Raw genomic sequence first — 22,174 nt, 5'->3', positions numbered from 1 at the left:
CCACTGACAGAGCGGCGGGGCTCAGGAGGTCCAGAAGTCCCACCAGCGGGTCAGGATCAGCATGCCGATGATCCCGACGTGCAGGACGGGCAGGACCCAGGTGAACTCGTCCAGGAAGCCGCGCAGCGGGCCGGGGGCGGGCAGCAGGCCCTGGCGGACGTTGTGCGAGGTGACGTACCAGAACATCAGGATGGTGGCGACCCAGGCCAGGCAGCACCACAGGCACAGCGAGTTGATGTTGTACAGCGACTGGTACATCAGCCAGGTGCAGAAGCCGACGCCGAACAGGGTGCCGGCGTTCAGGGTCAGCCAGTACCAGCGGCCGAAGCGGGCGCCGGCCAGCAGGCTCATGCCGACGCAGACCACGATCCCGTAGGCGACCAGGCCCAGCATCGGGTTCGGGAAGCCGAAGACGGCCGCCTGCTCGCTCTTCATGATGTTGCCGCAGGAGACGATCGGGTTCAGGCTGCAGCCCGGCGTGAAGTTCGGGTCCTCGAGCAGCTTGAACTTGTCGATGGTGATCACCCAGGCGGCCAGCAGGCCCGCCGCTCCCGTGATGACCAGCAGCAGGGCCAGTGCCCGGCTCCCGCCGAAGGTCCGCCGGGCGGTGTCCGCGCCCGCGCCTGTTGTCGTCATCCCGATCCCGCCCGCTCCGCGTCCGCAAGGTCATCAAGCAGGGGCCATTGTGCCGTACGGGGGCCTGCGCCTTCCGTTCGGCGGGGATAAGGACGGGCGGGGCGCCCCCTCGGAAAACGGCCCGGGGCGGGGCGGGGGAGGACGTCCCCCGCCCCGCCCCGGGCGGACGCGTACGTCAGGCCAGACGGGCCCGGACCTGGGCGACCACGTCGGCGACCGGCACGGCGGCCTGCTCGCCGGACTCCATGTCCTTGAGCTGGACGACGCCCTCGGCGAGGTCGCGGTCGCCCGCGACGATCGCGAAGCGCGCGCCGCTGCGGTTGGCGTCCTTCATGGCGCCCTTGAGGCCCTTTCCACCGTAGGACATGTCGGCCGCGACCCCGGCCTTGCGCAGCTCGGTCACCAGGGCGAAGACGGCCGGCTTGGCCGCGCCCAGCGCGACCGCGAACACCGCCGTCGAGGCCGGGATGTCCAGCTCCACTCCCTCCGCCTCCAGGGCGAGGACGGTGCGGTCCACGCCGAGCGCCCAGCCGACCGACGGCAGCGCCGGTCCGCCGATCATCTCGGACAGGCCGTCGTAGCGGCCGCCGCCGCCGACCGCGGACTGCGAGCCCAGGCCGTCGTGGACGAACTCGAAGGTGGTGCGGGTGTAGTAGTCGAGGCCGCGCACGAGCTTCTCGTCGTCCTCGAAGGCGACGCCGGCGGCCGTGACCAGGGCCCGGACCTCCTCGTGGTACGCCTTGCACGCGTCGCAGAGGTAGTCGCGCAGCACGGGCGCGCCCACCAGCTGCTTCTGCACCTCGGGCCGCTTGTCGTCGAGGACGCGCAGCGGGTTGATCTCGGCCCGGCGGACGGTCTCCTCGTCGAGGTCGAGGCCGCGCAGGAAGGTCTGGAGCGCCTCCCGGTACACGGGGCGGCACTCCTTGTCGCCGAGCGAGTTCAGCAGGATGCGGAAGTTCCGCAGGCCCAGCGAGCGGTACGCCTGGTCGGCCAGGATGATCAGCTCGGCGTCCAGCGCCGGGTCCTCGGCGCCGATGGCCTCGGCACCGACCTGCGAGAAGTGGCGGTAGCGGCCCTTCTGCGGCTTCTCGTAGCGGTAGTACGAGCCCGAGTACCAGAGCTTGACCGGCAGGTTGCCCTTCTTGTGCAGGCTGGCCTCCAGCGCGGCGCGCAGGACGGAGGCGGTGCCCTCCGGGCGCAGGGCGAGCTGGTCGCCGCCCTTGGTCTCGAAGGCGTACATCTCCTTGGAGACGATGTCGGTGGACTCGCCGACGCCGCGGGCGAAGAGGCCGACGTCCTCGAAGCCGGGGGTCTCGATGTAGCCGTAGCCGGAGTTGCGCAGGGGCGCGGAGATGGCCTCGCGCACCGCCAGGTACTTCACGGAGACCGGCGGGATCAGGTCGTACGTGCCCTTGGGGGCCTGAAAAGTAGCCACGAAACTCTCGTCACATTCCTCGTCGTGGGGCGGCGGTGCCGTCCCCCAGGCCGGCAGCGACTTCCCGCAAGTACGGGTTGGTCGCTCGCTCGCGGCCGATGGTGGTCTGGGGACCGTGGCCGGACAGCACCACCGTCGAGTCCTCCAGCGGCAGGCACACGCGGGCCAGCGACTGGAGCATCTCGGCGTGGGAGCCGCCGGGCAGGTCGGTGCGTCCGATGGAGCCGGCGAAGAGCAGGTCACCCGAGAAGAAGACCGGCGGGACCTCCGCCTGCTCGGGCATCCGGAAGGTCACCGACCCCTTGGTATGCCCGGGCGCGTGCGCCACCGAGAACTCCATCCCGGCCAGCTTGAGGCTGCTGCCGTCGGACAGCTCGCGGACGTCGTCCGGCTCGCCCACGGTCAGCTCCCCCATGAGCGGCATCCCGATGGAGCGGCCGAGCGCCTTCTCCGGGTCGCTCATCATGTAGCGGTCCTCGGGGTGGATCCAGGCCGGTACGTCGTGTGCTCCGCACACCGGGACCACCGAGGCCACATGATCGATGTGGCCGTGGGTGAGGACGACCGCGACGGGCTTGAGACGGTGCTTCTTCAGCGTTTCCTCGACGCCCTGGGCGGCCTGGTGGCCCGGGTCGATGATGACGCACTCCTCACCGGCGGCGGGGGCGACCAGGTAGCAGTTGGTGCCCCAGGCCCCGGCGGGGAATCCGGCAATCAGCACGTTCGTCCTCAATCGTCGTCCGGCGGGAGGCAGCGGATCGGAATCTGCTGCTCAGAGCCTACCGGCGCCCCTCATCACACAGCGAACCCATATACGGTACGGCCTAACCCAGCCCGGACAGCGGTACCAGAGACGCACAAGGAGACGACCCGGTGGTCACGAGCGATCAGCGTCGGCGACAGCTCGCCAGGGAGAAGTTCGAGCGCCAGCAGAAGCGCCGCGCGGAGGCCCGCCGCAAGTCGCGGCAGCGCATGGCGGTCATCGGCGCGGCGGCGGCCGTCGTGGTCGCCACGCTGGTCGGCCTCGTCGCGGGCGGCGTGTTCGACGGCGAGGACACGAAGGACGCGGCGGCGGACCCGTCGGCGAGCCCGTCGGCGCCGGCGCCGAAGAAGTCCCCCTCCCCCGCGATGGCGATCGACGACAAGGCGAAGTACACCTTCGACCTGAAGACCAGCGCGGGCGACGTGAAGTTCGAGATGGACGCCGCGAAGACCCCGCAGACGGTGAACTCGTTCAAGTCGCTCGCCGACAAGGGCTTCTTCGACGGCACCAAGTGCCACCGCCTGGTGACGGGCGGGATCTTCGTCCTCCAGTGCGGCGACCCGGAGGGCACGGGCATGGGCGGGCCCGGCTACAACGTCCCGGACGAGAACCTGGACGCCCTGGGCAAGCCGAACGAGCAGGGCCAGGTGATCTACCCGGCCGGCACCGTGGCGATGGCGAACACCGGCCGGCCCGGCACCGGCGGCAGCCAGTTCTTCCTCGTCTACAAGGACAGCCCCCTCGCCCCGTCCTACACGCCCTTCGGCAGGATCGACGCCGCGGGCCTGAAGGTGCTGGAGGAGGTGGCCAAGGCCGGGACCTCCGACGGAGCCCAGGACGGGGCCCCGAAGAACCCGGTGACCATCCAGAAGGGCGCCGTCACCAAGAACTGACGGGTCACGCGGCCCCGGGCCCGGCCGGCCCGCCTCCCCCGCACCGATATTCCGTCGTGCGGGATGCGGACAGCCGGCCCGGCGGTCGCCTATGTTGGCGTTGTGCAGGGCGGGCGCTGCCCGCCCCAGGAAACTGTGGACGATGCCCGGGGGCTGAACCCCTCGGCGGGCATCAGGTGGAGGAGGCGCTGTGAGCAGCGACCCGTGGGGCCGAGTCGACGAGACCGGCACCGTGTACGTGCGTACTTCCGAGGGCGAGCAGGTCGTCGGCTCGTGGCAGGCGGGCACCCCCGAGGAGGCCCTGGCCTACTTCGAGCGCAAGTACGAGGGCCTGGTGGTCGAGATCGGCCTCCTCGAACGGCGGGTGCGGACCACCGATCTGTCCGCCAAGGACGCCCAGACGGCCATCGAGCACCTGCGGACCCAGGTGGACGAGCACCACGCCGTCGGGGACCTCGACGCGCTGCGCGTCCGGCTCGACAAGCTGGTGGCGACGGTGGACTCGCGGCGCGAGGAGCGCAAGGTCCAGAAGGCCAAGCAGGCGGACGAGGCCCGTTCGGCCAAGGACGCCCTGGTCACCGAGGCCGAGCAGCTGGCGCAGAGCGACCAGTGGCGCAGCGCCGGCGAGCGGCTGCGCGCGCTGGTGGACATCTGGAAGGGTCTGCCCCGGCTCGACCGCAAGTCGGACGACGAGCTGTGGCACCGCTTCTCGCACGCCCGCTCCGCCTTCTCCAAGCGCCGCAAGGCCCACTTCGCCGCGCTGGACGCCCAGCGCGAGGAGGCCCGCAAGGCCAAGGAGAAGCTGGTCGCGGAGGCCGAGTCGCTGTCGAAGTCGACGGACTGGGGTCCGACGGCCGCCCGCTACCGCGAGCTGATGGACAGCTGGAAGGCGGCGGGCCGGGCGCAGCGCGAGGCCGAGGACGACCTGTGGAACCGTTTCCGCGGTGCGCAGGACGTGTTCTTCGCGGCGCGCGGCGAGGTCTTCGCGGAGCGCGACGCCGAGCAGGTCGAGAACCTGAAGCTGAAGGAGGAGCTGGCCGTCGAGGCGGAGAAGCTCGTCCCGGTGACGGACCTGAAGGCGGCCCGCGCCGCGTTCCGTGCCATCAACGAGCGCTGGGAGGCCATCGGCCACGTGCCGCGCGACGCGCGTCCCAAGGTCGAGGGCCGGATGCACGCCGTTGAGCGGGCGATCCAGGAGGCCGAGGAGGGCGAGTGGCGCCGTACGAACCCGGAGGCGCGGGCCCGCGCGGCCGGTCTGACGGGACAGCTCCAGGCGGCCGTCGACAAGCTGCGCGAGCAGGTCGACGCGGCGCGCGCGGCCGGCAACAACGCGAAGGCGGACAAGCTGGCGCGTGAGCTCGAGGGCCGGCAGGCCCTGCTGGACCAGGCGCTGAAGGGCCTGGAGGAGTTCGGCGGCTGACGCCGTGGGGCCCTGGGCCCTGCTCCGCCGATGGGCACCACCGGTTCCGTCCGGTGGTGCCCATCGGCCGTCGCGGGGTGGCGCGCCCCCCATACCGGATCTTCCTCCACGCCGCGAACGCGTCCCCTTTTGTGGAGCCTGTTCGTCACGTGGCTTCGACACAGGGTGCGCGCTGGTCGCACCTGACACCTGTGTAACGTTGTACGGTGCCGCCTCGGCGGCCCTCTGCCGGGCGACGACCAGGATCGAATGTGACGCATACCCAGATACGCGCTGATGTCCCCGACTCACTTCTTGTTGCCCGGCCGATCACCAGCAAGAAGGAGTCGGGGCCCCGGGGCCTCGGACGGCGCGTACTCGCCAACCTCGAGCGGGCCCGGAAGGCGCTGCTGATCCACCTGGCCCTGCGCGCCACCGGGCTCGCCGTCATGGCGGTCTGGGCGCAGCGCAAGGGCGTACAGCCGCTGGAGATCCTGGGCGGGCGCTGGGACGCCGTCTACTACCTGCACATCGCCGAGAACGGTCTGACGACTCCGCTGGCGACCCCCTCGCCCTGCGCCTTCGCGGGGCCGAGCTGCCAGATGGCGTTCTTCCCCGTCTATCCCATGCTGGTGCGGTACACCTCGTACGTCACGCACCTGCCCATGAACTGGGTGGCGATGGGGCTGGCGCTGTTCGCCTCGGTGATCGCCGCGTGGGGCATCTTCGCCGTCACCGACAAGATCTACGGACGCCGGGTGGCGCTCTTCACCTGCGCCCTGTTCGCGATCGTTCCGGCGGCGCTGGTCCAGTCGATGGCGTACACCGAGCCGCTGTTCCTCGCCCTGTCGGTGTGGGCGATGTACGCGGTGATGACGAAGTCCTGGCTGACGGCCGGTGTGCTGGCCCTTTTCGCCGGCGCCACCCGGCCCTCCGGCTCGGCCATCGTCGCGGCCGTGGTGCTGGCGGGCGTGTGGGAGTACGTGCAGTGGCGCCGCAAGCGGCGTGCGCAGCGGCCGGCCGTGGGCCGGATCGTGGCGGCCTCGCTGATCGCGCCGCTGGGCTGGTTCGGGTACGTCGGCTACGTGGGCTGGCACTTCGGCCGCTGGGACGGCTACTTCGAGCTCCAGCGGCGGTGGGGTTCCGTCTATGACGGCGGCTTCGACACGGTCAACGAGCTGAAGAAGACCTTCACCGAGGTCCACACCACCCTCAACCACGTGGTGGTCTCGCTGACGGTGGTCACGGCGGTGGTGCTGTTCGTGCTGATGACGCGTCGGCGCCGGCCCCCGATGGTCGTGTGGATCTTCGCGGCCATGATCATGCTGATGGCGCTGGGCGGCGCGGGCTTCTACTTCTCGAAGATGCGCTTCATCATGCCGGCGTTCCCGCTGCTGTTCCCCTTCGCGCTGGCCCTCGCGCGGGCCCGCAGGAGCACCGTGATGTGGATCATCGGTTCGGCCACCGCCGTCTCCGCGCTCTTCGGGGGCAACCTCAACTTCGTCTGGTGGGGCTGCCCCTGACCCGCCCGGCACGTCGCACGACAGTGGGCGCCACCCCTCGGGGGTGGCGCCCACTGTCGTGTGCGGTGCGGTGCGCTACGGCCGGCGGGCCGAGGTGACGCGGTAGACGTCGTAGACGCCCTCGACGCCCCGTACGGCCTTCAGGACGTGGCCCAGGTGCTTGGGGTCGCCCATCTCGAAGGTGAACCGGGAGGTCGCCACCCGGTCGCGGGAGGTCTGCACGGCCGCGGAGAGGATGTTCACGTGCTGGTCCGACAGGACCCGGGTGACGTCCGACAGCAGACGGGACCGGTCCAGCGCCTCCACCTGGATGGCGACCAGGAAGACGGAGGATTGGGTCGGCGCCCACTCCACCTCCAGCATCCGCTCGGGCTGCTGGGAGAGGGAGTCGACGTTGACGCAGTCGGCGCGGTGAACCGATACGCCGCTGCCGCGGGTGACGAAGCCGATGATCGGGTCGCCGGGCACCGGGGTGCAGCAGCGGGCCAGCTTCACCCACACGTCGTCCACGCCCTTGACGACCACACCGGGGTCGGCGTTGCCGCGCCGCTTGGTACGGGCGCGCGACGGCGGGATGCTCTCCTCGATGTCCTCGTTGGCGGCCTCCTCGCCGCCGAGGGCCTGCACCAGCTTCTGTACGACGCCCTGCGCGGCCACGTGGCCCTCGCCGATCGCCGCGTACAGGGAGGAGATGTCCGGGTAGCGCATCTCGTGCGCCAGCGTGACGAGGGAGTCGCCCGTCAGGATCCGCTGGATCGGCAGGTTCTGCTTGCGCATGGCCCGGGCGATGGCGTCCTTGCCGTGCTCGATGGCCTCGTCGCGGCGCTCCTTGGAGAACCAGGCGCGGATCTTGTTGCGGGCCCGGGGAGACTTGACGAAGCCCAGCCAGTCGCGGGAGGGGCCCGCGCCCTCGGCCTTGGAGGTGAAGACCTCCACCAGGTCCCCGTTGTCGAGCGTGGACTCCAGCGGGACGAGGCGGCCGTTGACCCGCGCCCCTATGGTGCGGTGGCCGACCTCGGTGTGGACGGCGTACGCGAAGTCGACGGGGGTGGCGCCGGCGGGCAGCGCGATGACGTCGCCCTTGGGGGTGAAGACGAAGACCTCGTTGCGGGAGAGGTCGAAGCGCAGCGAGTCGAGGAACTCGCCCGGGTCCTCGGTCTCCTTCTGCCAGTCGAGCAACTGGCGCAGCCAGGCCATGTCGTTGACCGTGTCCTGGCCGGCGCTGCCCTTGGCGGCCTGCGGGACGTCGGTGCGCACCTTGGAGGCGCCGGCGACGGTCTGCTGCTTGTACTTCCAGTGCGCGGCGATGCCGTACTCGGCGCGGCGGTGCATGTCGAAGGTGCGGATCTGGAGTTCGACCGGCTTGCCGCTGGGTCCGATGACCGTCGTGTGGAGCGACTGGTACATGTTGAACTTGGGCATCGCGATGTAGTCCTTGAACCGGCCGGGGACCGGGTTCCAGCGCGCGTGCACCGTGCCGAGGGCGGCGTAGCAGTCGCGGACGGTGTCCACGAGGACGCGGATGCCGACCAGGTCGTAGATCTCCGCGAAGTCACGGCCGCGGACGATCATCTTCTGGTAGACGCTGTAGTAGTGCTTGGGTCTGCCGGTGACGGTGGCCTTGATCCGGGCCGCGCGCAGGTCGACCATCACCTCGTCCGTGACGACGGCGAGGTACTCGTCGCGCTTGGGCGCCCGCTCGGCGACCAGCCGCACGATCTCGTCGTACATCTTGGGGTAGAGGATCGCGAAGGCGAGGTCCTCGAGCTCCCACTTGATCGTGTTCATGCCGAGGCGGTGGGCCAGCGGCGCGTAGATCTCGAGGGTCTCGCGGGCCTTCTTCTCCTGCTTCTCCCGCTTGAGGTAGCGCATGGTGCGCATGTTGTGCAGGCGGTCGGCGAGCTTGATGACGAGGACCCGGGGGTCCTTGGCCATGGCGACGACCATCTTGCGGACGGTCTCGGCCTGGGCGGCCTCGCCGAACTTGACCCGGTCGAGCTTGGTGACGCCGTCGACGAGGAGGGCGACGGCGTCGCCGAAGTCGCGGCGGAGCTGGTCCAGGCCGTACTCGGTGTCCTCGACGGTGTCGTGCAGCAGGCCCGCCATCAGGGTGGCCGGGTCCATCCCCAGCTCGGCGAGGATGGTGGTCACCGCGAGCGGGTGGGTGATGTACGGGTCGCCGCTCTTGCGCTTCTGGCCGCGGTGCCAGCGTTCGGCGACCTGGTAGGCCTGCTCGATCTGGCGCAGCGTCGCCGTTTCGATCTTCGGGTCGTTGCTGCGGACTATGCGGAGCAGGGGTTCCAGTACCGGGTTGTACGGGTTGGAACGCTGCACGCCGAGACGCGCCAGCCTGGCGCGCACCCGGTTGGAGGACCCGGCCGGCCTGGCCGGCGCGGGCTTGACCGGCGGGGCGGGCGGGGGCGTGGCTGCGGCCGCCGCGGCCTGCTCGGCCTGCGGGTCGGGCTGTGCGGCGGAGAGTGGCTGGACCTCGTCTGGCAAGAGCGCTCCTCTGGGGGTCCCCCCGGAGGGAGTCCGGGGGAGGATCCGGGGCCCCGGTCAGGTCCGGATAAACCATGGTAGCGAGGGTTGCGCCGCCCCGTTCGCCGCGGCCACTCCCCGGGACGCGCCCCCAGGCCGGCTCCGGCCCGCCCCCAGCGCCCGCCGCCCTGCGGGGCGGGGGCAGGGCCCGCGCAAGCGCCGCCGCACCCACACGAAAGCGGCGGGCCCCCGGGCATCCCGGGAACCCGCCGCTCCGGCAGAGCAGGTCAGACGACGATCAGCGAATCCAGCGGGGCCCCCGCCAGCGCGGCGGCCAGCTTGGCCCGCCCCGGGAGGAACGACAGCTCCATCAGGACCGCCACCCCGGCGACCTCGGCGCCGGCCCGCCGGATCAGCTCCAGCGAGGCCTCGGCGGTGCCGCCGGTGGCCAGGACGTCGTCGATGACCATGACCCGGTCACCGGCCGACAGGTCCTCCGCGTGGACCTCGATCTCGGCGGTGCCGTACTCCAGCTCGTACGCCTGCGCGAGCGTGGCGCCCGGCAGCTTGCCGGCCTTGCGCACGGGGACGAAGCCGAGGCCCGCCTGGACCGCGACCGGGGCCGCGAGGATGAACCCCCGCGCCTCCAGGCCGACGATCTTCGTGGCGCCGTACCGGACGGCCAGCTCGACCAGGGCCTCGGTCAGCGCGGCGAAGGCCTTCGGGTCGGCGAGCAGCGGGGTGATGTCCTTGAACACCACCCCCGCCTTCGGATAGTCCGGGACGTCGGTGATCCGGCTGAGCAGCAGCTCGCGGAGCTCGGCGGAAGAGGCCGTGGTCACCGGCGCCGCCTCCCCTGGCCGCCCTGGGCCACGACCTGCGGGGTCTCGTCCGCCTCGGCGTCCGAGTCGGCGCCCTCGCCCTTGGCGGCCGCGGCCGCGCGCTTGGCGAGCACCCGCTTGGTCAGCGCCTTCATCGCCGGCTCCCGCTCCTTCAGGTCCACGACCAGCGGGGTCGCGATGAAGATCGAGGAGTACGCGCCGGCCGCGAGGCCGACGAACAGCGACAGCGAGATGTCGTTGAGCATGCCGGCGCCCAGGAAGCCGCCGCCGATGAACAGCAGGCCCGCGACCGGGAGCAGCGCGACGACCGTCGTGTTGATCGAGCGGACCAGCGTGCCGTTGATGCTGCGGTTGGCGATCTCACTGAAGGTGTAGCGGGTCTGCTTCGTGATGTCCTTCGAGCCCTCCTTGAGACCGTCGAAGACGACGACGGTGTCGTAGAGGGAGTAACCGAGGATGGTGAGCAGACCGATCACGGTGCCCGGGGTGACCTCGAAGCCGACCAGGGCGTACACGCCGACGGTGATGGTGAGGTCGTGGATCAGCGCGATCAGCGCGGCGACCGCCATCCGCCACTCGAAGGCGATGGCGAGGTAGATCACCACGAGGACCATGAAGACGCCGAGGCCGGTCCAGGCCTTGTTCGCGATCTGCTCGCCCCAGCTGGGGCCGACCAGGTCCGCGTTGATCTGGGCCGCGTCGACCTTGAGGTCGGCGCCGAGCTGCTTCTTCACGGAGGCAGCGGAGTCGGTGTCCAGACCGGAGATCTGGATGCGCAGGCCGCCGGTGCCGAGCTCCTGGACGATCGCGTCGTGCCCGGAGGCCTTCTCCGCGTCCTCGGTCGCCTTGGCGACGGAGACCGACGTCTTCGGGGTGGTGAAGACGGCGCCGCCCTTGAACTCGATGCCCATGTTGAGGCCTTGGACGGCCAGGGCCACGATCGCCGTGATGGTGATCAGGATGGAAACGCCGTACCAGAGAAAGCGCTTGCCGACGAAGTCGTAGCCGACCTCACCGCGGTACAGCCTGGCGCCGAGATCTCCCAGCTTCGACATCTCTCACGCCTCCTTTGCGTCGACGGGGGCGGGGACGGACGCGCCGCGGCGGGACCGGCGCAGCGGCGGCTTGACGCCGAGCCGCTTGGGGTCGAGCCCGGACCACGGGTGCCCGCTCGAGAAGAACGTCGTACGGGCCAGCAGGGTCATGACGGGCTTGGTGAAGAGGAACACCACGACCACGTCGAGCAGGGTGGTCAGACCCAGCGTGAAGGCGAAGCCCTGGACCTTGCCCACGGTGACGATGAAGAGCACCGCGGCGGCGAGGAACGACACGAAGTCGGAGACCAGGATGGTGCGCCGGGCCCGCGGCCAGGCGCGCTCGACGGCCGGACGCAGGGTGCGGCCCTCGCGGATCTCGTCCCGGATGCGCTCGAAGTACACGATGAACGAGTCGGCCGTGATGCCGATCGCGACGATCGCGCCGCAGACGGCCGGCAGGTTCAGGGCGAAGCCGATGCCCTTGCCCAGCAGCGCCATGATCGTGTACGTGAGGATCGCGGACACCATCAGGCTGACGATGGCGATGAAGGCCAGACCGCGGTAGTACACGAGCAGGTAGATCACCACGAGGGCGAGGCCGATGGCGCCGGCGATGAGGCCGGCCTTCAGCTGCTCGCCGCCGAGGGCGGCGGTGACGGTGGTGACGCTGTCCTCCTGGAAGGACAGCGGCAGGGCGCCGTACGAGAGCATGTTGCCCAGGTCCTGCGCGGACTGCTGGGTGAAGCCGCCGGAGATCTCGGCGTTGCCGCCGGTCAGCGCCTGGCCGACGGACGGGTCGGAGATGACCTCGCCGTCGAGCACGATCGCGAACTGGTTCTGCGGGGACTGCTTGGTGGCCAGCTCACCGGTGATCTTGGCGAACTTGTCGGCGCCCTTGTCGGTGAACTGCATGGTGACGATCCACTGACCGCGCTGCTGGTCGATGACGCCCTGGGCGTCCTTGACGTCCTGGCCGTTGACCTGCGCCGGACCGAGGACCCACTTGCCCCAGGCGTCGCCGCGGCGGCCACAGGCGATCATCGGGTCCTCGGGCTTGGCGCCCTTGCCCGCGGCGGCCCGCTGGTCCTCCTTGGTGCAGTCCAGAGCCGCGAACTTCGCCTGGAGGTCCGCTACGGCCGGGTCCGTCGACGGGGTCGGAACGGGGGCCGGGGCCGAGGCGGAGGGCGTGGCCTTGCTGTCGTCTGCCTTCTTCGACTCGCTCGCCGAGGGCGAGGGAGTGGGGGTGCCCGGGGCCTTGAGGGCCTCGCTGAGCACACGGCCCTGGGAAGTGGCGCTGGACGACGGGGTGGCCGACGCGGAGGGCTTGGAGCCCTCGGCCTTGGGGGCGCCGGAACCGCTCGCGGAGGGGCTCGGCGACGTGCTCGGCTTCGGCTCGGGAGCGGCGGGGGCGCCGTCGGCGAAGGCCAGCACGGGGCGGAAGTACAGCTGGGCGGTGGTGCCGACCTGCTCGCGCGCCTGCTGCTCGTTCGTCCCCTTGGGGATGTTCACGATGATGTGGTCGCGGCCCTGGGTCTGGACCTCGGCCTCCGAGACGCCGAGACCGTTGACGCGGCGCTCGATGATGCCGACCGCCGTGTTCATGTTGGTCTCGTTGACGGCGTCCGGCTTGCCGGGCTCGCTCTTGGCCTTGAGCGTGATGCTCGTACCGCCGGCGAGGTCGATGCCCAGACGGGGCGTCGTCTGCTTCGTGAGGAACATCCCCGCGGTGAGCGCCACCATCGCGATCAGGATGAAGGCCAGGGCGCGCCCCGGCCTCCCCTGAGCCCCCGTGGGCCGCCGGCCCTTCTTCGGTGCTGCCACCTTGTCGTTTCTCCCTGTCCAACCGTCCCGCGCCGGGTCAGCGCGCGGACGGCCACGAAATGTGTGGTGGGGACCCCTGCCCCCCGCAGAAGTTCACTGCGGGAACCGCGGCGGATGCCGGTCGGACACCACCGCGGCCCCCGAGCTGACGCTACTTGGTGCCGGGCTCGCCGTCGGTCTTGCCGTCCTTCGGCTCGCCGTCCTTGGGCTCGTCCTTCTTGCCCAGGTCGAGCTTGGGGGCCTCGTCCGTCTTCGGGGCGTCGCCACCGGTGAGCGAGGAGGCGTCGTCCGGGACGACCGGGGTGTCCTCGGGGGTCTCGGAGAAGCCGTGGACGATCCGGTTGTACTCGGAGTCCTCCAGGACGGCGCCGATGGCGTTCTTCGCGTAAACCGCGTGGACACCCGGAGCCACCTCGAGGGTGACGGTGTCCTCGCCGATCTCCTTCACCGTGGCGTACATGCCGCCGATGGTGCGGACGCCGGTGCCGGTCGTCATCTGGTCGCGCATCTGAGCGGCCTGGGCCTGCTTCTTCTTGGCGGACCGGGTCATCAGGAACATCGCCCCGATGAGCACGATGAACGGGAGCAAGAAGCTGATGTTGTTCACGGGACGAGGATCCTTCGCACGGCCGCGCCGGGGAGCGGCCATTTCTACGGGGGTGGGCACGCCGGCCCGAAGGGTCGGCATCGGCGGAGTCTAGGCGAGTCCGCACCGATGGAACAACGCCCAGCATGGCACCGCAGTTCCTGACCGGTCTAACCTCCGCGCCGTCAGCCCCCGAAGAGGCCCTGTTGTCCGCTTGATCCGCTGCCGCCCTGCTGGGGCGGGACGAGGCCCAGGTGGGCCCAGGCGGCGGGGGTCGCGACCCGCCCGCGGGGGGTACGGGCGAGCAGGCCCTCCCGTACCAGGAAGGGCTCGGCCACCTCCTCTACGGTCTCCCGCTCCTCGCCCACGGCGACGGCGAGGGTCGACAGCCCGACGGGCCCGCCGCCGAACAGCTTGAGCAGGGCCTCCAGCACGGCCCGGTCCAGCCGGTCCAGCCCGCGCGCGTCCACCTCGTACACCTGGAGGGCGGTGCCGGCCACCTCACGGGTGATCACCCCGTCGGCCCGCACCTGCGCGTAGTCGCGTACGCGGCGCAGGAGCCGGTTGGCGATGCGGGGGGTGCCGCGGGAGCGGCCGGCGATCTCGGCGGCGCCGGCGGTGTCGATCTCGACGTCGAGGAGGCGGGCGGAGCGGTGGACCACGCGCTCCAGTTCCTCGGGGGCGTAGAACTCCATGTGCCCGGTGAAGCCGAAGCGGTCCCGCAGGGGCGGGGGCAGCAGGCCGGCGCGGGTGGTGGCGCCGACGAGGGTGAAGGGCGGCAGCTCCAGCGGGATGGCGGTGGCTCCCGGCCCCTTGCCGACGATCACGTCGACGCGGAAGTCCTCCATGGCCATGTACAGCATCTCCTCGGCGGGCCGGGACATGCGGTGGATCTCGTCGAGGAAGAGGACCTCGCCCTCCTGGAGGGAGGACAGGATCGCGGCGAGGTCGCCGGCGTGCTGGATGGCGGGGCCGGAGGTGATCCGGATGGGCGCGCCCATCTCCGCTGCGATGATCATGGAGAGGGTGGTCTTGCCGAGGCCGGGGGCGCCGGACAGCAGCACGTGGTCGGCGGTGGCACCGCGCTGGCGGGCGGCCTTCAGCACGAGGTCCAACTGCTGGCGGACCTTCTCCTGGCCGATGAACTCGCCGAGGTCCTTGGGCCGCAGCGCCGCCTCGACGGCGGTGTCCTCCCCGTCGGCAGCCGCGGCCACGATCCGGTCGTCGCTCTCGTCATCCCAGTTCACGGTGCTCAGTCTGCCTTCTACGTCGTTGCGGTGGTCGATCCGGGCCCCGTCCCGGCCGGGGTCGGGGTCCCGCTGCGCGGTGCGGGATCCCGCCGCGCGGTGCGGGAACCGGCGCCCGGTGCGGGGTCCCGCCGCGCGGTGCGGGAACCGGCGCCCGGTGCGGGGCCCCGTCCCAGCCCCGGTCCCGTGCCGGGTTCGGGGTCCCGCTGCGCGGTGCGGGGTCCCGTGCCGGGTCCCGGTCCCGCGCCCGGTGCGGAGGCCCGTCGTGCGGTGTTGCTCCCCGACCTGGCCGGGTCCGTCCCGGATGGCGGGCCCGCGCAGCGGTGCGGCCGTCCGTCAGCGGGCGCGGTTGAGGGACTGCAGCGCGGCCCGCAGCAGCTGCGGCACCGGCGCGGAGCCGCCGGCGGCGATGGCCGCCTCCGCCTGCGGCGTCACCGCGGAGACGGCCTCGTCCGCGTCCCGGGACGCGTACCCCAGCCCGATCAGCGCGGCCGTGAGCTGCTCGGTCCAGGGGGCGGGCCCCGACGCGGCGGGCGCGCGCTGCGCGCCGACCACCGGGCCGCCGGGCGCGCCCAGCTTGTCCTTCAGCTCCAGCAGCAGCTTCTGCGCACCCTTCGGCCCGATCCCCGGCACCGCCGTCAGCGCCTTCGCGTCCCCCGTGGCGAAGGCGACCCGCAGCGCGTCGGGGCTGTGCACCCCGAGCATCGCCTGGGCCACCCGCGGCCCGACCCCGCTCGCGGTCTGCAGCAGCTCGAAGACGTGGCGCTCGTCGTCGTCCGCGAAGCCGTACAGGGTCAGCGAGTCCTCCCGTACGACCAGGGAGGTGGCCAGCCGCGCCTGCTCGCCGACCCGCAGTCCGGCGATGGTGTTCGGCGTGCACTGCACGGCCATGCCCACGCCCCCGACCTCGATCACGGCCAGGGTGGGGGCGAGCGCGGCGACGGGGCCGCTGACGAAGGCGATCATCGGGTACGGCCTTTCAGGACGTGCGGGGCGGTGGCGTGCCGGGCGACCGCCTGCTGGAGGCGGTTCTGGGCGGGGGCCCGCCAGATGTGGCAGATGGCGAGGGCGAGCGCGTCGGCGGCGTCCGCCGGCTTGGGCGGTTCGGCGAGCCGCAGCAGCCGGGTCACCATGGCCCCGACCTGCGCCTTGTCGGCCCGGCCGCTCCCGGTGACGGCGGCCTTGACCTCACTGGGGGTGTGCAGGGCGACCGGTATGCCGCGGCGCGCGGCGCACAGCATGGCGACGGCACTGGCCTGGGCGGTGCCCATGACGGTACGGACGTTGTGCTGGCTGAAAACCCGCTCCACGGCGACGAACTCCGGCCGGTGCGCGTCGAGCCACTCCTCGATGCCGGCCTCGATCGCGACCAGCCGGTGCCCCAGCTCGGCATCCGCCGGCGTCCGCACCACCCCGACGCCGACCATGGTCAGGGGCCGCCCGGCGACTCCCTCGACCACGCCGACGCCGCACCGCGTCAGCCCCGGGTCCACACCCAGTACGCGCACTCCGCCCCCTACGTCGACACCTGTCCGTGCAGGCTATCCGGCCCCACTGACAAAGCGGCGGGCCGACAGGGTGTGTCCTGTCGGCCCGCCGCCGGAGGGAGAGCGGGGAGAGCGGCGCCGGTCAGGCGTCGACCTTCTCCATGACCTCGTCCGAGACGTCGAAGTTGGCGAAGACGTTCTGCACGTCGTCGCTGTCCTCCAGCGCGTCGATCAGCTTGAAGATCTTGCGCGCGCCCTCTTCGTCCAGTTCGACCTGCATGGTCGGGACGAAGCTGGAGTCGGCCGAGTCGTAGTCGATGCCGGCTTCCTGGAGCGCGGTGCGGACCGCGACCAGGTCGGTGGCCTCGCTGATGATCTCCCAGGTGTCGCCGTTGTCGTTGACCTCTTCGGCACCGGCGTCGAGGACGGCACCGAGCACGTCGTCCTCGGACAGCTCCGCCTTGGGCAGGAGGATGACGCCCTTGCGGTTGAACAGGTACGACACCGAGCCCGGGTCGGCCATGGAACCGCCGTTGCGGGTCATGGCGACGCGGACGTCGGAGGCGGCGCGGTTGCGGTTGTCGGTGAGGCACTCGATGAGCACCGCGACACCGTTGGGACCGTAGCCCTCGTACATGATCGTCTCGTAGTCGGCGCCGCCGGCCTCGAGGCCGCCGCCGCGCTTGACCGCGGAGTCGATGTTCTTGTTCGGGACCGACTGCTTCTTGGCCTTCTGAACGGCGTCGAAGAGCGTCGGGTTGCCGTCGATGTCGGCGCCGCCCATGCGGGCCGCGACCTCGATGTTCTTGATCAGCTTCGCGAAGAGCTTGCCGCGCTTGGCATCGATCACGGCCTTCTTGTGCTTCGTCGTAGCCCATTTAGAGTGGCCGGACATCCGCCTGTCTCCTTCGCGTAACCAACAGTGTTCACCGCGATCCTACCGAAGCCTCGTCACAGCCCCGCGCGCACCATGTCGACGAAGTACGCGTGGACGCGGTCGTCGCCCGTGAGTTCGGGGTGGAAGGAGGTCGCGAGGACGTTGCCCTGGCGCACGGCGACGGTGTGGCCGTCGTACGTGGCGAGGACCTCGGCGGAGGCGCCGACCGACTCGACCCAGGGGGCGCGGATGAAGACGCCCTCGACGGGTCCGCCCGCTATGCCGGCGAAGTCGATCTTCGCCTCGAAGGACTCGTTCTGGCGGCCGAAGGCGTTGCGGCGGACGATCATGTCGATGCCGCCGAGCGTCTCCTGGTCGTCACGGCCGTCCAGCAGCTTGTCGGCGAGCATGATCATGCCGGCGCAGGTGCCGTAGACGGGCATGCCGGCGCGCACGCGCTCGCGCAGCGGCTCCAGCATGCCGAACAGCACGGCGAGCTTGGACATGGTCGTGGACTCGCCGCCGGGGATCACCAGGGCGTCGACCTCGGCGAGCTCCTCGGGACGCCGGACCGGCCTGGCCACGGCGTCCGCCGCGGCCAGGGCGATCAGGTGCTCCCGTACGTCGCCCTGGAGGGCCAGGACACCAATCACGGGGTTGGTCATGGCAGTGACTACCAGCCGCGGTTGGCGTAGCGCTCGGCCTCGGGGAGGGTGTCGCAGTTGATGCCGACCATGGCCTCGCCCAGGTTGCGGGACGCGTCCGCGATGATCTTCGGGTCGTCGTAGAAGGTGGTGGCCTTCACGATGGCGGCGGCGCGCTTGGCCGGGTCGCCCGACTTGAAGATGCCGGAGCCGACGAAGACGCCCTCGGCGCCGAGCTGGCGCATCAGCGCGGCGTCGGCCGGGGTGGCGACGCCACCGGCGGAGAACAGCACGACGGGGAGCTTGCCGAGCTCGGCGACCTCCTTGACGAGCTCGTACGGGGCGCGCAGCTCCTTGGCGGCGGCGTACAGCTCGTTGTTGTCGAAGCCGCGCAGCTTGGCGATCTCGTTCTTGATCTGGCGCAGGTGGCGGACGGCCTCGACGACGTTGCCGGTGCCGGCCTCACCCTTGGAGCGGATCATGGCCGCGCCCTCGGCGATGCGGCGCAGGGCCTCGCCCAGGTTGGTGGCGCCACAGACGAAGGGGGTGGTGAAGGCCCACTTGTCGGAGTGGTTGACCTCGTCGGCCGGGGTCAGGACCTCGGACTCGTCGATGTAGTCGACGCCGAGGGACTGCAGGACCTGCGCCTCGACGAAGTGGCCGATGCGGGACTTGGCCATGACCGGGATGGAGACGGCGCCGATGATCTCTTCGATCATGTTCGGGTCGGACATGCGGGCGACGCCGCCGTCCTTGCGGATGTCGGCGGGGACCCGCTCCAGGGCCATGACGGCCACGGCGCCGGCGTCCTCGGCGATCTTGGCCTGCTCGGCGTTGACCACGTCCATGATCACGCCGCCCTTGAGCTGCTCGGCCATGCCGCGCTTGACGCGGGAGGTGCCGATGGCCGACTCAGTGGACTGGGAAGAGGTGGGAAGCGTGCTCACGGGTTGACCTCACTCGAAAGGAACTCGAAAGGGAAGACGGGTGCTACTCGCTGAGAAAACCCCACCGACCAGTCCACTACAAGGGCCAATGTGGAGCCGGTGGCTCTTTCATTTGTCCCCCGCGGCCCTAGGAACCTCAGGCGGGGCGGTCCGCGAGGTCCGCCGGAGGCTCGTCGTCCATCTCGAAGGCCAGGGGGAACGGGGCGTGTCCCGCCAGTCTGAACCATCGGACCTTGCGGTGGCGGCGCAGCGCGCGGGCGGCCCGTACGGCGTCGTTGAGGAACCGGCGCGCCATGGGCACCCGGCGCACCGCGGCGGCCAGCTCCTCGGCGGCCTCCTCGCCGCCCGGGGCGGCCTTCAGCACCTCCACCTGGTCCACGTCGGCGAACACCGCCCGCAGTGCCTGGCTGAGCTCGCTCTCGGCGACCTCGCGGTGCTCCTCCTCGGCCTGCCGGGCGGCGTGGGCGGCCTCGTACAGCACGAGCGAGGAGGCGGGGTCGAGCGCCCCGGAGGTGGCCACCTCCAGCACCACGGACGCCCGCCGCACGAGCTGCGCGTCGAGCGCGGCCCGGGCGGCGTCCATCCGCGTGTGCAACCGGTCCAGCCGCCCGGCGGTCCAGCTGAGGTAGACCCCGACGACGGCGAGCACCACCGCGATCCAGACAAGGTTTTCGATCACGGGCGGCGACACTACCCGCTACGGGCCCCTACGTGTCCCGCGTGAAGCCGAGGCGGGTGCGGAGGGGGACGCGTTCGTCCGTCGCCACCGCCGCCGCGCCGGCCGTGACCGTCTCGTAGACGGCCAGGATGTCCGCGCCGACCGTCGACCAGTCGAAGCGGCGGACGTGGGCCGAGCCGCGGGCGCTCAGTTCCGCGCGGCGGGCCGGGTCGCGCAGCAGGGCGATCGCCGCCGTCGCCAGGGAGGCGGCGTCCTCGTTGGCGAACAGCTCGCCCGCCGCGCCCTGGTCCAGGACCTGGGCGAAGGCGTCGAGGTCCGAGGCCAGGACGGCGGCGCCCGCCGACAGGGCCTCGACCAGGATGATGCCGAAGCTCTCACCGCCGGTGTTGGGGGCCACGTAGACGTCCACGCTGCGCAGCAGGCGGGCCTTGTCCTCGTCGGAGACCATGCCGAGGAACTCCACGCGCGAGCGCAGTTCCGCGGGGAGGGAGGCCACGGCCTCCTCCTCGTCGCCGCGGCCGGCCACAAGCAGGCGTACGTCCGGGCAGGCCTCCACGATGGCGGGGAAGGCCGCCATGAGCACCGGCAGGCCCTTGCGGGGTTCGTCGATGCGGCCGATGAAGCCGAGGGTCTGCCCGCCCCACTCCGCCTTGGGGTCGGCCCGGGCGAAGAAGTCGACGTCGACGCCGTTGGGGATGACCACCGCGTCCCCGCCGAGGTGCTCCACCAGCGTGCGCCGGGCGTACTCGCTGACCGCGATCCGGGCGCTGATCTTCTCCAGCGCCGGCTGGAGGATCGGGTACGCGGCGATCATCGCGCGGGAGCGGGGGTTGGAGGTGTGGAACGTCGCCACGATCGGGCCCTGGGCCGCCCAGCAGGACAGCAGGCCGAGGGAGGGCGAGGCGGGTTCGTGGATGTGGATCACGTCGAAGACGCCCTCGTGCAGCCAGCGGCGTACGCGGGCGGCGGAGAGGAAGCCGAAGTTCAGCCGGGCGACCGACCCGTTGTAGGGCACCGGCACCGCCCGTCCCGCCGAGACCACGTAGGGGGGCAGCGGGGTCTCGTCGTCCGCCGGGGCCAGCACCGACACCTCGTGGCCCTGGCGGAGCAGGTGTTCCGCCAGGTCACGGATGTGGAACTGGACGCCTCCGGGGACGTCCCACGAGTACGGGCACACGATGCCGATCTTCACTACGGGCGCTCCTCCAGGTCGTCGAGCCACAACCGCTGCAACATGTGCCAGTCCTCGGGGTGCTCGGCGATCCCCGACGCGAAGGCGTCCGCCACCGCCTGGGTCATCGCGGCGGTCTTCTCGGTCCGCGTGCCCTGCTGCGGCACCTCCACCGCGGGGTGGAACCGGCCGTACAGCTTCGGGGTCTCCCCGTAGTACAGGGTCACCGGCAGCAGGACGGCCCCGGTCTGCTGCGCCAGCAGCGCGGGCCCGGCGGGCATCCTGGCCCGGGAGCCGAAGAAGTCCACCTCGACCCCGGAGGCCGACAGGTCCCGGTCGGCGACCAGGCAGACGAGCCCGCCGGAGCGCAGCCGGCGCGCCAGGGTGCCGAAGGAGGAGCCGCCGGTGTGCGGCAGGACCTCCATGCCCAGGCTCTCGCGGTAGGCCACGAAGCGGTCGTAGAGCGATTCGGGCTTGAGCCGCTCGGCGACGGTGGTGAAGGGTACGCCCAGGTGGCCGGTGACCCAGGCCCCCGCGAGGTCCCAGTTGGCCAGGTGCGGCAGGGCGGCGACGACCCCGCGCCCGGAGGCGATCGCCTCGCGCAGGATGTGGTCGTCCTCGAGCTGGACGTCCTCGCCGAACCGTCGCGCGTCCATGGCCGGGAGCCGGAAGGACTCCATCCAGTAGCGCATGTACGACCGCATGCCCGCATGCGACAGCTCGCGCAGCCGCTCGGGGGTCGCGTCCGGCACCACGCGGGCCAGATTGGACTCCAGCCGCAGCACGCTCTTGCCGCGCCGCTTCCACGCCACGTCCGCGATCTTGCGCCCGAGGGCCACCGCCGCCGGCTCGGGCAGCTTCTTCACGCCCGCCCAGCCGAGCCCGTACAGCCCGTCGATCAGCCTGTCCTGTGCCCTGCCCATCAGAGCGCGCCGCCTTCGGCCCCGGTGGACGCCGCGTCGGCCTCGGCCGCCTCGCGGCGTACGGTGACCACCCGCTGGATCAGCGTGACGAGCGAGCCCGCCGCCACGATCCACAGCGCGACGGGCAGCAGCACCCCGATCCACGAGGGGGCCCCGAAGGTCTGCAGCCCGGACAGGCCGGCCGCGACCAGCGAGATCACCAGCCGCTCGGCGCGCTCGACGAGCCCGTTGACGGCGACCGGCAGCCCGATCGCCTCACCGCGGGCCTTGGTGTACGAGACCACCTGGCCGCTGGACAGGCAGAAGATCGCGACCGCGCACAGCACGTTGTCGTCGCCCAGGCCCGCGTACCAGAGCGCGAGCCCGCCGAAGATCGCCGCGTCGGCCACCCGGTCGAGGGTGGAGTCGAGGAACGCGCCCCACCGGCTGGAGGTGCCGGCCTGGCGGGCCATGTTGCCGTCCACCAGGTCGGAGAAGACGAAGAGGGTGATGGTGATCGTGCCCCAGAAGAACTCGCCCCGGGGGAAGAAGACCAGCGCGCCGGCCACCACTCCGGCGGTGCCGATGAGGGTCACGGCGTCCGGGCTCACCCCCCGGCGCAGGAGAAATGCGGCGAACGGCGTGAGAACACGCGTGAAGAACGCACGCGCGTACTTGTTCAGCATGGCCTTCCCAGAGGGTCGCTGGGCCGAACGGCCACCACGGCCACCGGCTGGCCCATCGTAGCCAGCGCCCCGCACCCGCCACGCCGCGCACCCACCGGTTCGCCCCGCTCCCTGCCCGCGG

General features: G+C 71.4%; 21 protein-coding genes. 3 read left to right on the top strand and 18 right to left on the bottom strand.

All coding sequences use genetic code 11. The features are described 5' to 3' along the window. Positions 1–21 precede the first annotated feature (21 nt). The 3 genes from ACZ501_RS22720 to ACZ501_RS22710 form a co-directional block, all read right to left on the bottom strand. The gene (locus tag ACZ501_RS22720) at positions 22–636 is read right to left on the bottom strand and encodes a vitamin K epoxide reductase family protein (RefSeq protein WP_362463005.1); all 615 of its coding nucleotides are present in this window, start codon (positions 634–636) and stop codon (positions 22–24) included. A gap of 175 nt (positions 637–811) precedes the next feature. Continuing rightward, a complete protein-coding gene (hisS, locus tag ACZ501_RS22715; protein WP_361599745.1) occupies positions 812–2,071 on the bottom strand; it encodes a histidine--tRNA ligase in 1,260 nt (419 codons plus the stop codon). A gap of 10 nt (positions 2,072–2,081) precedes the next feature. Next, positions 2,082–2,792 carry an MBL fold metallo-hydrolase gene (locus ACZ501_RS22710; RefSeq protein WP_361599742.1) on the bottom strand — a complete coding sequence of 237 codons (711 nt, stop codon included), beginning with the start codon at positions 2,790–2,792 and terminating at the stop codon, positions 2,082–2,084. A gap of 152 nt (positions 2,793–2,944) precedes the next feature. Here ACZ501_RS22710 and ACZ501_RS22705 point away from each other — a divergent pair, with 152 nt between their 5' ends. From ACZ501_RS22705 to ACZ501_RS22695, 3 genes are all read left to right on the top strand, one after another. After that, complete coding sequence (locus ACZ501_RS22705; RefSeq protein WP_361599739.1) at positions 2,945–3,727, top strand: peptidylprolyl isomerase; 783 nt, start codon at positions 2,945–2,947, stop codon at positions 3,725–3,727. 190 nt (positions 3,728–3,917) lie between these two features. Continuing rightward, entirely contained in the window at positions 3,918–5,147 is a 1,230-nt protein-coding gene (locus ACZ501_RS22700; protein WP_361599736.1) for a DUF349 domain-containing protein, read from the top strand. 251 nt (positions 5,148–5,398) lie between these two features. Beyond that, complete coding sequence (locus tag ACZ501_RS22695) at positions 5,399–6,649, top strand: hypothetical protein (protein WP_361599733.1); 1,251 nt, start codon at positions 5,399–5,401, stop codon at positions 6,647–6,649. 75 nt (positions 6,650–6,724) lie between these two features. Here ACZ501_RS22695 and ACZ501_RS22690 read toward each other — a convergent pair whose 3' ends face one another. From ACZ501_RS22690 to pgsA, 15 genes are all read right to left on the bottom strand, one after another. Beyond that, on the bottom strand, positions 6,725–9,148 hold the full coding sequence (locus tag ACZ501_RS22690; RefSeq protein ID WP_361599730.1) for a RelA/SpoT family protein: 2,424 nt from the start codon (positions 9,146–9,148) through the stop codon (positions 6,725–6,727). A gap of 266 nt (positions 9,149–9,414) precedes the next feature. Then, positions 9,415–9,969: an adenine phosphoribosyltransferase gene (locus tag ACZ501_RS22685; protein WP_361610282.1), complete on the bottom strand. Its 555-nt coding sequence runs from the start codon at positions 9,967–9,969 to the stop codon at positions 9,415–9,417. Further along, positions 9,966–11,024 carry a protein translocase subunit SecF gene (gene secF, locus ACZ501_RS22680; RefSeq protein ID WP_361610280.1) on the bottom strand — a complete coding sequence of 353 codons (1,059 nt, stop codon included), beginning with the start codon at positions 11,022–11,024 and terminating at the stop codon, positions 9,966–9,968. The genes ACZ501_RS22685 and secF overlap by 4 nt, the downstream gene beginning before the upstream one ends. A gap of 3 nt (positions 11,025–11,027) precedes the next feature. After that, positions 11,028–12,827 (bottom strand): protein translocase subunit SecD, encoded by a 1,800-nt coding sequence (secD, locus tag ACZ501_RS22675; protein WP_361610279.1) that lies wholly within the window; start codon positions 12,825–12,827, stop codon positions 11,028–11,030. Between the two features lie 151 nt (positions 12,828–12,978). Further along, a complete protein-coding gene (gene yajC, locus ACZ501_RS22670) occupies positions 12,979–13,434 on the bottom strand; it encodes a preprotein translocase subunit YajC (RefSeq protein WP_468797572.1) in 456 nt (151 codons plus the stop codon). Between the two features lie 164 nt (positions 13,435–13,598). Continuing rightward, the gene (gene ruvB / locus ACZ501_RS22665) at positions 13,599–14,660 is read right to left on the bottom strand and encodes a Holliday junction branch migration DNA helicase RuvB (RefSeq protein WP_468797570.1); all 1,062 of its coding nucleotides are present in this window, start codon (positions 14,658–14,660) and stop codon (positions 13,599–13,601) included. A gap of 336 nt (positions 14,661–14,996) precedes the next feature. Continuing rightward, positions 14,997–15,626: a Holliday junction branch migration protein RuvA gene (gene ruvA, locus ACZ501_RS22660; RefSeq protein ID WP_361610276.1), complete on the bottom strand. Its 630-nt coding sequence runs from the start codon at positions 15,624–15,626 to the stop codon at positions 14,997–14,999. Then, positions 15,623–16,168: a crossover junction endodeoxyribonuclease RuvC gene (ruvC, locus tag ACZ501_RS22655; RefSeq protein WP_361610274.1), complete on the bottom strand. Its 546-nt coding sequence runs from the start codon at positions 16,166–16,168 to the stop codon at positions 15,623–15,625. The genes ruvA and ruvC overlap by 4 nt, the downstream gene beginning before the upstream one ends. A gap of 121 nt (positions 16,169–16,289) precedes the next feature. Next, entirely contained in the window at positions 16,290–17,042 is a 753-nt protein-coding gene (locus ACZ501_RS22650; RefSeq protein WP_042812451.1) for a YebC/PmpR family DNA-binding transcriptional regulator, read from the bottom strand. Between the two features lie 56 nt (positions 17,043–17,098). Continuing rightward, entirely contained in the window at positions 17,099–17,689 is a 591-nt protein-coding gene (gene pdxT / locus ACZ501_RS22645; protein WP_361607849.1) for a pyridoxal 5'-phosphate synthase glutaminase subunit PdxT, read from the bottom strand. Positions 17,690–17,697: 8 nt separating this feature from the next. Continuing rightward, entirely contained in the window at positions 17,698–18,615 is a 918-nt protein-coding gene (gene pdxS, locus ACZ501_RS22640; protein ID WP_361607846.1) for a pyridoxal 5'-phosphate synthase lyase subunit PdxS, read from the bottom strand. Between the two features lie 136 nt (positions 18,616–18,751). Then, the gene (locus tag ACZ501_RS22635; protein ID WP_361607843.1) at positions 18,752–19,294 is read right to left on the bottom strand and encodes a LemA family protein; all 543 of its coding nucleotides are present in this window, start codon (positions 19,292–19,294) and stop codon (positions 18,752–18,754) included. 28 nt (positions 19,295–19,322) lie between these two features. Next, on the bottom strand, positions 19,323–20,486 hold the full coding sequence (locus tag ACZ501_RS22630) for a glycosyltransferase family 4 protein (RefSeq protein ID WP_361607840.1): 1,164 nt from the start codon (positions 20,484–20,486) through the stop codon (positions 19,323–19,325). After that, the gene (locus ACZ501_RS22625; protein ID WP_361607837.1) at positions 20,486–21,388 is read right to left on the bottom strand and encodes a phosphatidylinositol mannoside acyltransferase; all 903 of its coding nucleotides are present in this window, start codon (positions 21,386–21,388) and stop codon (positions 20,486–20,488) included. The genes ACZ501_RS22630 and ACZ501_RS22625 overlap by 1 nt, the downstream gene beginning before the upstream one ends. After that, complete coding sequence (pgsA, locus tag ACZ501_RS22620) at positions 21,388–22,053, bottom strand: phosphatidylinositol phosphate synthase (protein WP_361607834.1); 666 nt, start codon at positions 22,051–22,053, stop codon at positions 21,388–21,390. Before pgsA ends, ACZ501_RS22625 begins: the two co-directional genes overlap by 1 nt. Positions 22,054–22,174 lie beyond the last annotated feature (121 nt).

The organism is Streptomyces sp. NPDC034085 (genome assembly GCF_055575555.1).
The sequence above is the reverse complement of the archived record's forward strand: the minus strand, read 5'-3'. Positions and strand labels throughout refer to the sequence as shown.